9 protein-coding genes and 2 pseudogenes are annotated in these 14,085 nt (G+C 68.0%); 1 reads left to right on the plus strand and 10 read right to left on the minus strand.

What is annotated here, in order from left to right:
- Window positions 1-49: 49 nt before the first annotated feature.
- From fadD32 to glf, 9 genes are all read right to left on the minus strand, one after another.
- A complete protein-coding gene (gene fadD32, locus A5692_RS24010) occupies window positions 50-1,948 on the minus strand; it encodes a long-chain-fatty-acid--AMP ligase FadD32 (RefSeq protein WP_068060859.1) in 1,899 nt (632 codons plus the stop codon).
- 287 nt (window positions 1,949-2,235) lie between these two features.
- On the minus strand, window positions 2,236-3,246 hold the full coding sequence (locus tag A5692_RS24015; protein ID WP_068060863.1) for a cutinase family protein: 1,011 nt from the start codon (window positions 3,244-3,246) through the stop codon (window positions 2,236-2,238).
- 209 nt (window positions 3,247-3,455) lie between these two features.
- Window positions 3,456-4,358, minus strand: coding sequence for an esterase family protein (locus tag A5692_RS24020; RefSeq protein ID WP_068060940.1), 903 nt, complete (start codon window positions 4,356-4,358; stop codon window positions 3,456-3,458).
- Window positions 4,359-4,514: 156 nt separating this feature from the next.
- On the minus strand, window positions 4,515-5,573 hold the full coding sequence (ag85A, locus tag A5692_RS24025; RefSeq protein ID WP_068060866.1) for a diacylglycerol acyltransferase/mycolyltransferase Ag85A: 1,059 nt from the start codon (window positions 5,571-5,573) through the stop codon (window positions 4,515-4,517).
- A 328-nt stretch (window positions 5,574-5,901) separates the two neighbouring features.
- Entirely contained in the window at window positions 5,902-7,881 is a 1,980-nt protein-coding gene (gene aftB / locus A5692_RS24030; RefSeq protein WP_304528623.1) for a terminal beta-(1->2)-arabinofuranosyltransferase, read from the minus strand.
- A complete protein-coding gene (locus A5692_RS24035; protein ID WP_068060873.1) occupies window positions 7,868-8,776 on the minus strand; it encodes a decaprenyl-phosphate phosphoribosyltransferase in 909 nt (302 codons plus the stop codon). The genes aftB and A5692_RS24035 overlap by 14 nt, the downstream gene beginning before the upstream one ends.
- A complete protein-coding gene (locus tag A5692_RS24040) occupies window positions 8,769-9,317 on the minus strand; it encodes a phosphatase PAP2 family protein (RefSeq protein WP_068060875.1) in 549 nt (182 codons plus the stop codon). Before A5692_RS24040 ends, A5692_RS24035 begins: the two co-directional genes overlap by 8 nt.
- Window positions 9,310-11,205 (minus strand): glycosyltransferase, encoded by a 1,896-nt coding sequence (locus tag A5692_RS24045; RefSeq protein ID WP_068060878.1) that lies wholly within the window; start codon window positions 11,203-11,205, stop codon window positions 9,310-9,312. The genes A5692_RS24040 and A5692_RS24045 overlap by 8 nt, the downstream gene beginning before the upstream one ends.
- Window positions 11,202-12,398 carry a UDP-galactopyranose mutase gene (gene glf, locus A5692_RS24050; protein WP_068060881.1) on the minus strand — a complete coding sequence of 399 codons (1,197 nt, stop codon included), beginning with the start codon at window positions 12,396-12,398 and terminating at the stop codon, window positions 11,202-11,204. The genes A5692_RS24045 and glf overlap by 4 nt, the downstream gene beginning before the upstream one ends.
- A 308-nt stretch (window positions 12,399-12,706) precedes the next feature.
- Between glf and A5692_RS24055 the strand changes: the two are divergent.
- Window positions 12,707-13,600, plus strand: a pseudogene (locus tag A5692_RS24055) (PirG); the annotation flags it as partial.
- Window positions 13,601-13,652: 52 nt separating this feature from the next.
- On the opposite strand, the pseudogene A5692_RS30045 reads toward A5692_RS24055, so the two are convergent.
- Window positions 13,653-13,890, minus strand: a pseudogene (locus A5692_RS30045) (cold-shock protein); the annotation flags it as partial.
- Between the last annotated feature and the right edge of the window lie 195 nt (window positions 13,891-14,085).

Below are 14,085 nucleotides of genomic sequence, written 5' to 3' on the forward strand. Positions count from 1 at the left end.
TTCTCCTGCTGGTCCTGGGGGTCGTCTAGTTCAGCCATGGTTCCTGGGTTCAGTCGTTAGCGCCGGCGAAGGCGGTCGGGGAACCGACGCCGCTACGCAGGCTGCCATCGAGGTAGGCGGCGCGGCAGGCGCGGCGCCCGATCTTGCCGCTGGAGGTCCGCGGAATCGTTCCCGCCTGCACCAGCAGCAGGTCGCGGATGGTGACCCCGTGGCGGACGGCGATGGCCGCCCGAATCTCGTCCGCGATCGGCTGGTAGTCGAGCTTGTGCGTCCCGGGGGCGCGCTCGGCCACGATCACCAGCTGCTCGGAGCTGTCATCGGGGTCGTACTTCAGGCCGGTGTGCGGGTTGTCGAACACCACCTGCGGGAGCTGGTTGGCCGGAACCGAGAACGCGGCGACGTAGCCGGTGCGCAGCGCGCGGCTGGCTTCCTGGGCCGAGTACTCGAGGTCCTGCGGGTAGTGGTTGCGGCCGTCGATGATGACCAGGTCTTTGATCCGGCCGGCGATATAGAGGTGGCCCTTGTGGTAGGTGCCGTAGTCGCCGGTGCGCACCCACATGCCGTCGTCCGGGGCGCCCTCGGCGTGTGACTGGCTGACGCGCGACTTGAGCAGGTTGCGGAAGGTCTCGGTGGTCTCGTCTTCCCTGCCCCAGTAGCCGGTGCCCATGTTGTTGCCGTGCAACCAGATCTCGCCGATCTGTCCGTCGGGCAGCTCGCTGGCGGTGTCGGGGTCGACGATGACGGCCCACTCGTCGACGCCGATGACGCCGGCGGAGACCTGCGCGACGGCCGTGGGCGCATCGGGGGCCACCTCCACGAAGCGCTGCTTGTTCAGCTCGTCGCGGTCCACGTGGATGACCGTCGGCGCCTCGTCCATGGGCGTGGTCGAGACGAACAGCGTCGCCTCGGCCAGGCCGTAGGACGGCTTGATCGCGGTCTCGCGCAGGCCGTACGGCTTGAACGCCTCGTAGAACTTGCGCATCGACGCCGGGGACACCGGCTCGCTGCCGTTGAGGATCGCCTTGACGTTGCTCAGGTCCAGCGGTGGCTCGCCGTCCTTCGGCACCCCGCGCACTGCGGCGTGCTCGAACGCGAAGTTCGGGGCGACGGTGATGACCTCGCTATCCGGTGCGTCTTCGGGCTTGCGCGCCATCTCCCGAATCCAGCGGCCGGGCCGGCGCACGAACGCGGCCGGGGTCATGAACGTGAAGTTGTAGCCGAGCACCGGCGACAGCAGCGCTGTGATCAGGCCCATGTCGTGGAAGAACGGCAGCCAGGACAGGCCGCGGTCACCTTCCTTGCCCTCGAGGCCGTTGAGCACCTGCAGCACGTTGGTGGGCAGGTTCAGATGGGTGATCTGCACGCCGGTCGGGGTACGAGTGGAGCCGGAGGTGTACTGCAGGTAGGCGATCGTGTTGGCGTCGGCCTCGGGCTCGACCCAGGTGGACGCCACCTCGCTGGGCACCGCGTCGACGGCGATCACGCGGGGCCGTTCCTTGGCCGAACGGGCACGGATGAACTTGCGGACGCCTTCAGCGGCCTCGGTGGTGGTCAGGATCGTCGAAGGGGTGCAGTCGTCGAGCACGGCGTGCAGACGGCCGACGTGTCCCGGCTCGCCCGGGTCGAACAGCGGCACCGCGATGCGGCCCGCGTACAGCGCGCCGAAGAACGCGATCAGGTAGTCCAGGTTCTGCGGGCACAGGATGGCGATGCGGTCACCGGGCTGGGTGACCTGCTGCAGCCGGGCTCCGACGGCACGGTTGCGGGCGCTGAAGTCGCGCCAGACGATGTCGCGGTACACCCCGTCGCGCTCGGTGGAGTAGTCGATGAAACGGTAGGACAGCGCGTCGCCGCGAACCCTCGCCCACTTCTCAACGTGCTTGACCAGGTTGGTGTTGTCGGGGAACCTGATCTTTCCATTCACGATGAACGGGTTGTGGTACGGCATTCCGCTCTCCTGTCACACCTGTTTTAGGCCGGCGCTACGCCGGCATTTTGTTCTGGTCGGCCACGCCGACGTTTCCATCTCTACGCGGGCCAGTCCTCGCGCGGCGCCACCGGCGCCGGCCTCCTTCTCATCCCAGGGCGGCTGCTACCAGGACCGGATCCGCAACAAAGTCTTATAGCTCTTAAATTCCTCTTAATGTTAAGGGGCGGCCCGCGGCACACCAAATCACAAGGTACCGCTGATCTGCACGGGCAACGGGCTCCTGACGGCTGTGTCCTGTGGCCGGGTCATCCATGTTTGGGATGCGGGGCGTTGGCGATCAGTCCCTGCGCCCAGTTCAGCGTCCAATCCGTCGCCGCCTGGCCGTCCAGATTCCAGAACTGCGTCGTCGCGTACAGCGCGTGGACGGGTTGCCCGGCGCCGCCGGCGAGGGTGTTGAGCGTGTTGGGCAGGTTGGCCACGCTGAACGCCTCTTGCGGAGCCGCGCAGATGAGGTCGCCCGGTGCGCAGATCTCATTCGTCTTGCCGTCGAGCGCGCCGAACCCGCCGGGCCGCGCTCCGGTCATGGTCAGACCCAGCCCGGACAGCACGGGCACCTCGTGCAGCGTCACCTCGGCACCCTCCCCCGGCGGGTTGGGCCCGACGTCCTTGCCCACCCCGGGCTGGCGGCGGCCGTCGGCGATCAACGTCACACCCAGCACAAGGTCGTCGTCCACGGGCCCGCGGCCGTTGCCGATGTCACTGGCGATGTCACCGGCGATCACCGCGCCCTGCGAGAAGCCCATCACTACGTAACTGGTCAGCGGGCACTTGGCGTTCATGTCGGTCATCGCCTGGACCGTCGCGCGGGTGCCCTCGGCGCGGCTTTCGTTGTACGACATCTGGGTATCACCGGCGAGCGGGTTGTGGAACTGCGCGGTGTAGGGCGTGGTGTATTCCTGCACGCGGGACGCGGGGAACTGCTGGGTTATCGCGGTAGTCACCTTGTGCAACAGTGCGTTGGGGAACTGCAGCGGGTTGACCGGATCGTCCTGCGGGGCCGACTCCCACGTGCCGGGGATGTTGACCAACTGGACGTCGGGGCACGACGCGTCCTGCGAAGCAGGCCGGGGCTTGTGGGGATGGGTGGTCGTCGACGGCGGAGGCAGCACGCCGGGCGGCACCGCGCTGGGCGGCGACTCGTGGCCGCGCAGCAAGACCACCACGAGCACGATCACCAACAACACCACGCCCGCCATTGCCAAGGCGGCGGTCCAGGCGAGGGCTCGGTGGCGCTTACGCCGGGCGTTGGTAGCCATGTTCTCCCGCTAGCAGAGTCGGTGGATCGCAGCCAAGCGGTCCTCCCGACCCCTGCTGCACCTCTTACACGGTACCGGCTCCCGCGGCCCGGACCAGTGTGGCAGCGAACGGCGCCGACCGTGCTACCGAATGGCGCCGACCCGCTTCGCCCGGCTTCGCCGAATGTGGCGGCCCGCTGCGCCCGGCTTCGCCGCGCTCGCGATCGCCGCTACCGAATGGCGCCGACGATGTCGCCCGACATGGCTCCCAGCTGGCCCGACCACGAACCCCAGCCGTTGTCGCCGCCACCGGGAAAGTCGAAGTGACCGTTGTGCCCGCCGTTGCTGCGGTACTGCTGGTAGAACTCGCGGGAGCTGCCCATCGCCGCGCCCGCCTGGCCGATCATGGCCGCGTCGTCACCGCCCATGTTCGTCGGGCTGTAGACCCACACGCGGGTGTTGTTCTGCGCCAGCAGCGAGGCGTGCACGTACGGGTCGTGCCACTTCCACCGGCCCAGCTGCGGGGCACCCCACATCCCGTTGCCGTCCACGCCGCCGTACTGCTGCAGGCCGGCCAGGATCGCGCCGTTGTAGTTGGTGCTCGACGGGTACAAGAAGCCCGACAGGGAACCGGCGAAGCCGAAGCGGTCAGGGTGGAAGGCGGCCAGCGCCATCGCGCCGTATCCACCCTGGGATGCGCCGACGGCCGCGTGGCCGCCCGGCGCCAGGCCCTTGTTGGCGGCCAGCCAGTTGGGCAGCTCGCTGGACAAAAAGGTGTCCCACTGCTTGCTGCCGTCCTGCTCCCAGTTGGTGTACATGCTCCACGCCCCACCCGCGGGCGCGACTACCGAGATCCCCTTGCCGCCCAGCGTGTTCATCGCGTTGCCCGCGGTGACCCAATTGCTGACGTCCGGGGCGGCATTGAAGGCGTCCAGCAGATAGACCGCGTGCGGACCGCCCGCCAGGAAGGCCACCGGGATGTCACGGCCCATCGCCGCCGACGGCACCATCAGGCTCTCGTAACCGGCCGCCCGCGCCGTTCCGGCGGGCCCGCCCGCCACCGTCACGCCGATCAATCCGACCGACAACAGCGCCACGGAGAACACCCGAAGAAGCGCCGACATACCCCGCACGACCCTCATCTCCACCCTCCATCGTCTAGTCGCTGTCTGCACACTAGCCAGCGCCGTAGTTCCCCCGCCCGCGGGGTAGTGAAACAAGTCACACGCGGAAACGACTAGCGGCGGGAACCCCTCGGGGTTTCCGCCGCTAGTGGTGATCTGTTGGGTTTAGGTGCCCTGGCCGCCCTGGCCGGTCTGGCCGTTCCCGGCAGCCGCAGCGGCCGTGGCCGGGCCGGCACCCGGGGTAGCACCCAGCACCGACTGCAGGTCAGGCTTCATCGCCTGCAACTGCGCCCCCCAGTAGGGCCAGTCGTGGGTGCCGTTGGCGTCGAAGTTCCACACCGCGTTGTGGCCACCGGCCTGGTTGTAGGCGTCCTGGAACTTCAGGTTGCTGGTGCGCACGAAGCCCTCGAGGAACTTCGCCGGCAGGTTGTCGCCACCGAGGTCGGACGGCTTGCCGTTACCGCAGTACACCCAGATCCGGGTGTTGTTGGCAACGAGCTTGCTCACCTGAAGCGACGGGTCGTTGCGCGCCCACGCCGGGTCCTCCTTGGGACCCCACATGTCGGCGGCCTTGTAGCCACCGGCGTCACCCATGGCCAGCCCGATCAGCGACGGACCCATCCCCTGGGACGGGTCCAGCAGCGCGGACAGCGAACCGGCGTAGACGAACTGCTGCGGGTGATAGGCGGCGAGGATCAGCGCGGACGACCCGGCCATCGACAGGCCGACCACGGCGCTGCCGGTCGGCTTGACCTGCTTCTGGGACGACAGGTACTGCGGCAGCTCGCTGGTCAGGAAGGTCTCCCACTTGTAGGTGACGCAGCCGGCCTTACCGCAGGCGGGCTTGTACCAGTCGGAGTAGAAGCTGGACTGGCCGCCGACCGGCATCACCGTCGAGATGCCGGACTGGTTGTACCACTCGAACGCCGGGGTGTTGATGTCCCAGCCGTTGAAGTCGTCCTGCGCGCGCATCCCGTCGAGCAGGTACAGCGCGGGCGAGTTGGCGCCACCGCTTTGGAACTGAATCTTGATATCGCGGCCCATCCCGGCGGAAGGAACCTGCAGGTATTCCACGGGGAGACCAGGGCGCGAGAAGGCACCAGCGGTCGCCGAGCCCCCCACGGCGCCAATCAGGCCCGAGAGCAGCGCCGCGCCAGCGGCCGCCACCACGAGCCGCCGCGGCATACCCGCCACGGCGCCGCGAAACCTGTCGACAAGCGTCATCCTTGCTTCCTCATCCTTCTCGGCGCGCCGATCATCCGGACGCGTCCTTGATTGGGTCGTACTGCATACGATCTCCGCGCAGCAGTGCTCGTGTAGTCAACCACACCTTCCGCCGCCCGGTCGCATCGAGGCGGGCCCCCAAAGGGCCGTCCGGCCTTCGCTACCCGGCGATTTCCAGGCGAAACACCGACCGCTTGCGCGGTGTTTTCGCATGTGCTTGACCCCCACTGCCACCTGGTTAAGGCCCAAATGTGAAGTTGCTGGCAATTTTTCATCCCCACGGATCGCGCGCATTGTGAAATTCGTCGAAAATTCTTCTGCGCGGGGCTTACTCGCGGGGTGGCGGCGGCGCCTCTTCGGGTAAGGGCAAGCCGCATCTGGCGAGCTCGTAGCGCGGGACGCGGTCAATCCGGTACTTGGTGAATTCATAGGAATGCAGCAGGTTGGAAAGGAATCGGTGCGGGGTCATCGGCGCGCGCACCGAGCTCAGCACCGACTTGGTCTCCGGGCATTGCAGGGCCGCGACCGCCTCTGCGACCCACTGCTGGTCCAGATAACCCGGGATCCCGGGATATACCTTCACCCAGGGCCCGTCGGCGATCGCCCAGTCCGGGAAGAGGTTCTTGTCGTGTCCGATGCGGCCGTGCTTCAACCGTTCCGTGTGTTGCGCAAGCGGATTCGCCAATCCGATCTGGTCGATCACCCTGACGTCGAGCCCGACGTTCATGCCCACCATGCCGAGGTTGGTGAAAAACACTGCGTGCTGCGGTTTTTCGAGTGACTTGTCGGCGCTGCCCGGCGGTGGCTTGGCCATCGGCACCAGGTCCCACTGGATGTAATTGCCCGAGGGCAGCAGCAGTGCACCGTCCGGGGTGTTGTCGAGTGCGGTCAGGATGGCCGCCATCCGCGGGTAGCCGAGGTAATCGGCGGCGGTCAGGGGATGGGCGTGCCCGGTGGCCTGGGCGTAGAAGCGGCGCTCGTCGACGATCCCGGAGTAGGTGACGTGGGTGGCGTCGTCGCCCATCCCCGGGGAGTTCGCCGCCCACAACGACCAGCCGGCCACGCTCACCCACAGCGCGCCGGCCGCGCCGGCCACCCAATACCCCGTCTCCCGCGAATAGTCCTGGCCGTCCGGTATGGCCACCGGGATGACCGCCACCGGGGCCAGCAAGCAAAACAGCGGCGCGAGCAGCACCCGCCCGTGCATGAAGTCGCCGCCCTGCCTGATCCAGTAGAGGGCCTGCACCAGACCGCTCACCAGCACGAAGGCCACGATGGCCGGCGGGCTTTGGACCGCGCGGGCCACCCGGCCGTAGTCGGGCGCCAACGCGGGCCGCAGAAACGACGGGCGGCGGCGCGCCGCCAGCAGCAGGACGCCCAGCGGGACGAGGAGCACCACCGGCACCCAGACCGCGTAGGGCGCGTCGAAGTTGGAGAGGTAGATCATGCCCTGGGACCACTTGTCCCCGGCGGCATCCTTGGCCAGGGCGGTACCGGGCACCAGCAGGCCGTAGTAGCCCATGCGGAAGATCTCGTAGGCGACCGGAAGCAATCCGCCCGCGACCACGATCAGCACCCGGCGGCGCCAGGTCCGCGCGGCGATCAGCATCATTATCAACGCCAGCCCGCCCATCAGCGCCAAGTCGGGCCGCACCAGGACGCTGAAGCCGGCCACGAAGGCAAGCGCACCGAGGAAGAGCCTGCGGTCCGGGCGGTTCCGCACCGGCTGACCCCAGCAGACCATCATCCACCACAGCAAGCCGAGGTAGGCCAGCGTCAGCCCGCTCTCCAGACCGGAGGTGGCGAAGTCGCGCGCGGGCGGCAGGGCGATGTAGACCAGCGCGCCGGCGGGCAGCATCAGGGCCTTGCGGCCCCGCAAACTGGGCGCATACAGCCGGGCGGCCCCCAGCATGAGCAGCGCCACGCCCGCCACCGAGAGCGTCAGGGCCAGCGCCAGCGCCACGTATTCCATGCGCATCGGCCCGCCCACCCAGCTGCCGACGTACATCAGGTAGGTCCAGGCCGTCGACGTGTTGGCCTCGACCCGCTCGCCCTGGTTGAAGACGGGGCCGTTGCCGGCGAGCAGGTTACGCACCGTGCGCAACACGATCAGGCCGTCGTCGGCGATCCAGCGCCGCTGCCAGGCGCCCCACGCGAACAGAACGGAGACCACCGCCACGCTGATCCACAGGCTGATCCGCACCATCGAGGTGTACGGGAAGACCGGCCAGCCCAATCGCCTGATGACCGGCCGGGTGCGCATCATGCGCGCTTTGAGGGCCTGCAGTTCGGGGCTAACCGAAGGCAACGGCGGCTCCAAGCGTCGCGATCCACGCCAGGAAAAGCAGCTGCAAAACTCGGTCCCGCAGTGCGATGTCTTCGGGCTCGCCGGCCAGCCCGCCGTCGACGTCGACGGCGTAGCGCAGGATCGCGATGGTGAACGGGACCATCGAGACCGCAAACCACGATCCCGAGTGGCGGTCACGCTCGAACGCCCATAACCCGTAGCAGAGCACCACCGCGGTGGCCGACATCGTCCAGACGAACCGCAGATAGGTGCTGGTGTAGCTCTCCAACGACTTGCGGATCGCGGCACCGGTACGCTCCGCGACCTGCAGCTCGGCGTAGCGCTTACCGGCCACCATGAACAGCGACGCGAACGCCGCCGACAGCAGGAACCATTGCGAAAGCGGGATGCCCGTCGCGGCGCCGCCGGCGATTGCCCGCAGCAGGTACGCCGACGACACGATGCAGATGTCCATCACCGCCTGGTGTTTGAGGCCGAAACAGTACGCCAGCTGCATGCTGAGGTAGACGGCCATCACCACCGCCAAGTCGGGCGTCAGCCACCAAGCGAGCGCCAGCGACGCCGCCCCGAGAACCACCGCGAGGGTGTAGGCCAGCCATTCGGGCACGACGCCGGCCGCGATAGGACGGAATCTCTTGGTGGGGTGCTCGCGGTCCGCGTTGACGTCGCGGACGTCGTTCACCAGATATATCGACGAAGCCGCCAGGCAGAACACCACGAACGCCACGGACACCTTGGTCAGCACGTCGGCGTAGTTGTAGTGCACCGGGCCGCCCAACGCGGCCAGCGGCGCGGCCAGCACCAGGACGTTCTTGACCCACTGCCGGGGGCGGATCGCCTTGACCACCCCGACCACCACGTTGCCCGAGGCCCCGGTCACCACGTCCTCACTCATTCGCCCAGACCTCCCGTGCCCGGCCCTGCAGCCGAATGGTTGTTCGCGCGACGATGGCGCCGAGGGCGATGCCGCAGGCCACGTCGCTGGGATAGTGCACCCCCAGCAGCATCCGAGACAACGCCATCGGGGGAACCAGCAGGGCGGGCAGCGGCAGGCCGGTGATCCGGCCCATCAGGATGGCCGCGGCCGTCGTCGAAGTGGCATGCGCCGACGGGAAACTCAGTTGGCTCGGGGTCCCGACGTTCACCACGACCGCCGGGTCGTGCGGCCGCTTGCGCCGCACCACCCGCTTGACCAGGACGGCGGCGGCGTGGGCGGCGAACGCGCCGGCCCCGGCCACCAGCCAGTCCCAGCTGCGCTTCGGCATCAGCAGCGCGCCCGCCGCCGCGACGGCCAGCCAGCCGATGCTGTGCTCGCCGAAATGGGACAGCCCGCGCGCTGCCGCCAGCACTCCGGGGCGGCCGGCCAACGCGGACTGCACGGCCACCAGCGCGGCCACCTCCCCGGTAGGGGGCGTCGAAGGAGGGGCGTCAGGCATGCTCGCGCTCGGCGTGCGCGGGTAGCAGCGCCGTCTCCCACTTCTGCTTGCTGGACAGCACCGGCAACGCGGCCCGGTACGTCTTGCGCATCTCGTCGAACCGGCTCACCAGCCGGCGCTGCCGGCGCAGCGAGGCGAACAGCAGCTGGAACATCTTGCGCCGATCGCGCTGCCGGTAGACCACCCCGCACCCGTCGGCCGTCGTCACGGTGACGCCGTCGACCGTGCACAGCCGGAACCAACGGGCGTCCTGGGTCGGCACGTTGAACTCCGGGCGCTGGTGGGCGTCGGGGTCGGCCTTGGTCGCGTTGTGCATGATGCCGCGGGCCAGCCGGTACCCGATCGACATCGGGTTCACCGGCGGCTTCATCGCCTTGGTCTTGTGCGACGGCGCCGGCAGCTCGCTCGCCGCGGGCAGCACGACGGCGTCGGGATATTCCTTGCGCAGCCGATGCACGTCGGGCAGCGCGGATTCCAGGATCGAGAAGATGTGCTCAGGTCCGGCCAGGAAATCGTCGATGGCCTTGTTCTGGATCGCCACCGTCGAATACTCAAGGCAAGCAAGGTGTTTCAGCGTAGCCTTGAGGTGACTGCGGATCAGACCGGTGATATCGCCGTCCCAGTGCATCGCGGCGACCACCAGTCGATTGCGCAGATGGTAATAGGCCTGCCAGTCGATCGCGTCGTCCTTGTCGCTCCAGGCCATGTGCCAGATCGCCGCGCCGGGCAGCGTGACGGTCGGGTACCCGTGTTCGCCGGCGCGCAGACCGTATTCCGCGTCGTCCCACTTGATGAACAAGGGCAGCGGCTGACCGAGCTCCTCGGCGACCTGCCGCGGGATCATGCACGTCCACCACCCGTTGAAGTCAACGTCGATGCGGCGGTGCAGTAGAGCGCTGCGAGAGTTCTTGTCGTTCAACGGGAATTCCGCGAAGTCATGGTCGTACTCGGCGTGCGGCGCGGCGGTCCACATGAAGTTCGCCTGGTTGACCACCTCGCCCATGATGTGCAGGTGCGACGGCTCCTGCAGGTTGAGCATCTGACCCCCGATCAGCATCGGCGTCTTGGCGAAGCGATGCAGCGCCAGCACCCGCAGGATGGTGTCGGGCTCAATGCGGATGTCGTCATCCATGAACAAGATCTGTTGGCAGTCAGTGTTTTTCAGCGCCTCGTACATCACCCGGCTGTAGCCGCCGGAACCGCCGAGGTTGGGCTGGTCGTGCATGGACAGCCGGTTGCCCAGGCCGGCCGCCGCGGCCGCGAAGTTGGGGTGGTCGCGCACCTTGCGGACGCCTTGGTCCGGGACGATCACGGCGCCGATCACCTTGTCCACCAAGGGGTCCGCGGTGAGGTCGGCCAGCGCGTTGACGCAGTCCGCGGGGCGATTGAACGTGGGGATGCCGACGGCGATGTTGGCCGTGCCCGGGGCAGGCTCGGTTGCATACCAGCCACCGCTCACCAGGGTGACCGCGGTGTCGGTGGTGATGTCGAACCAGATCCAGCCGCCGTCCTCGAACGGCTTCAGCGCCACCTCGATCTCGACGACGGCCGGCTGGTCGTCGGTGCCGACGAATTGGCGGCCCTCCACGGAGATCCGCACCCCGGTGGACTTGGTGCGGTACACGTCGACGCGACCGGTCCCGGTCAGCTCGACCCGCAACACGACCGACGTGCAGATCGACCAGCGGCGCCAGTAGCTGGCCGGGAAAGCGTTGAAGTACGTGGCGAACGACACCTCGGACTCTTTGCCGATCTCCAGCGAGGTGCGGCTCGTCGCATGCGCCCGCCGTGCGTTGGTGGTCGATTCCTCCAGATACAGCTTGCGCACGTCGAGGGGCTCCCCCGGACGCGGCAGAATGATTCTGGAAAGCAGGCTTACTGCGGTCATCCCCCCGCGCCTTCCTCCACTAGAGCCTTGCCCTCGTCCAGGTGCGGCGCGAGGGCGTTGTCGTACATGTTCAGTGCGCTGGCAATCGCCATGTGCATGTCCAGATATTGGTAGGTCCCGAGACGGCCACCGAAAAGCACCTTGGCCGAGGCGGTTTCGGCCTTCGCTCGCGCTCTGTAGGCGGCCAGCAGGGCGCGGTCGGCCTCGGTGTTGATCGGATAGTAGGGCTCGTCGTCGTCTTCGGCGAACCGCGAGAACTCGCGCATGATCACCGTCTTGTCGGTCGGGTAGTCGCGCTCGAGGTGGAAGTGGCGGAACTCGTGGATTCGGGTGTAGGGGACGTCGAGGTCGTTGTAGTTCATCACCGGCGTGCCCTGGAAATCCCCGATCGGCAGCACCTCGAGCTCGAAATCGAGTGTGCGCCAGCCGAGCCGACCTTCGGCGTAGGCGAAGTAGCGGTCCAGCGGGCCGGTATAGACCACCGGCGCGTCGGGACTGTCCGCGCGCAATTGGTCGCGGACGTCGAACCAGTCGGTGTTCAGCCTGACCTCGATGCGGTCGTCGGCGGCCATGTTCTGCAGCCAGGCGGTGTACCCGTGGACCGGCAGGCCCTCGTAGGTGTCGCTGAAGTACCGGTTGTCGAAGGTGTACCGCACCGGCAGCCGGGTGATGTTGGCGGCCGGCAGTTCCTTGGGATCGGTCTGCCATTGCTTGGCGGTGTAGCCCTTGACGAACGCCTCGTACAACGGCCGGCCGATCAGCGAGATCGCCTTCTCCTCGAGGTTCTGTGCGTCCTCGGTCTTGATCTCGGCGGCCTGCTCGGCGATCAGCCGGCGGGCTTCGTCCGGGGAGAAGTACCTGCCGAAGAACTGCGACACTAGCCCCAGGCCCATCGGGAACTGGTACGCCTGCCCGTTGTGCATGGCGAACACCCGGTGCCGGTAGTCGGTGAAGTCGGTGAACTGCCGCACGTAGTCCCAGACCCTCTTATTAGAGGTGTGGAACAGGTGGGCGCCGTATTTGTGGACCTCGATGCCCGTCTGCGGCTCGGCCTCCGAATAGGCGTTGCCGCCAATGTGCGGACGGCGTTCCACGACGAGCACGCGCTTCCCGAGTTGGGTAGCCACGCGCTCGGCAATGGTCAGGCCGAAAAATCCAGAGCCGACGACGAGGAGGTCGAAACGAGCGGTCATCGGTTGCTTAGGGTATCCGACCGCGCAGGCCTAACCCATTTGGCGAGGCCAGCAATCCGCGTTCGGGCCGATGACGGGGCGTCAGCAGGCTCCGGCCTGGGCGATCACGGTCGGGGTGGCAATTACCTCACGATTCAATATCACCACTCCAGTCACAACAATCTCACTCGTACCATCGACTCTGTGTGGATCTCGCCAAGAAGGACATGAGGACGGCGGACCACACCGACACAACAAGTTGAGATCGAGTTGTCCAGATTGAGGAGACTTCCGTGCCGAACCGACGCCGACGCAAGCTTTCGACAGCCATGAGCGCGGTCGCCGCCGTGGCAGTGGCGAGTCCTTGCGCATACTTCCTTGTCTACGAATCGACGGCCGGCAACAAGCAGCCCGAACACCACGACTTCAAGCAGGCGGCCATGATGACCGACCTGCCCGGCGAGCTGATGGGCGCGCTGTCGCAGGGGCTGTCGCAGTTCGGCATCAACCTGCCGCCGGTTCCCGCGCTCGGCGGGGGCGCGGCCAGCACTCCGGGCCTGGCCAGCCCAGGCCTGGGCACGCCGGGCCTGGGGACGCCGGGGCTCACCAGCCCCGGTTTGACCAGCCCCGGCCTTACCAGCCCGGGACTCACCAGCCCCGGTTTGACCAGCCCCGGCCTTACCAGCCCCGGTCTGGCCAGCCCTGGCCTGGCGCCCACGACGCCGGGGCTCACCGCGCCCGGCGCGCTGCCGACCACACCGGGCGCCGGGGTGGCGACCCCGGGTGCCGGGCTCAACCCGGCGCTTTCCAACCCCGGGCTGACCAGCCCGGCCGGGGTCACACCGGGCCTCACTAGTCCGACGGCTGCCGGTGAAGTGCCGATCACCGCTCCGGCCAGCCTGGACCCGGGCGCCGACGGGACCTACCCGATCCTCGGTGACCCGTCGTCCTTCGGTAACGGTTCGCCGATCGGCGGCGGGACCGGCCTCGGCGGCGGCAGCGGGAGCTCCGGCGGCAGTGGCGGCCTGGTCAACGACATCATGCAGGCGGCCAACCAGCTGGGCGCGGGTCAGGCCATCGACCTGCTCAAGGGCCTGGTGATGCCGGCAATCACGCAAGGCATGCAGCAGGGCGGCGCGGGTGCGCTCCCGGGCGCCGCCGGTGCCCTGCCGGGCGCGGCCGGTGCCCTGCCCGGTGCGGCCGCGGGTGCCCTGCCGGCCGCCGCCGGTGCCCTGCCGGGCGCCGCGGGCGCTCTGCCGGGTGCCGCCGCGGGTGCGCTGCCGGCCAGGTCGCCGGTGAGCGCGACGAGTGAAAACGGGGTCGCCTGGCTGATGTCGCGAACTGTCACGCCGCCGCCCAGTCCGATCAGAGGCTGTTCGGCCAGCTGGGTGTCGTGGGCGGGTGGCGGGCCGGCGGTGCCGCGATCGCGCGTTGCGTCCGCCACCCAGGAGACGATGACGACAGTCGCCGCGATGGCGGTGAGCAGCGTCGTCGGCCCGCGGCTAGGAGACACCAGGTGATGTTACTTGTGTTTCTAATGTTAATGATGAGACGACACGAATTGGGCGGCGGGAATCTGGACAAAATCGACGGCACCGCAGAAAACATTCTGCGGTGCCGTCTGGTTGAAGGGTTCCCGCGCTCGGCGGGGGCGCGGCCAGCACTCCGGGCCTGGCCAGCCCAGGCCTGGGCACGCCGGGCCTGAGCA

Origin of the sequence: Mycobacterium sp. E342 (assembly GCF_001667665.1) — a bacterium.
Taxonomy (GTDB): domain Bacteria; phylum Actinomycetota; class Actinomycetes; order Mycobacteriales; family Mycobacteriaceae; genus Mycobacterium.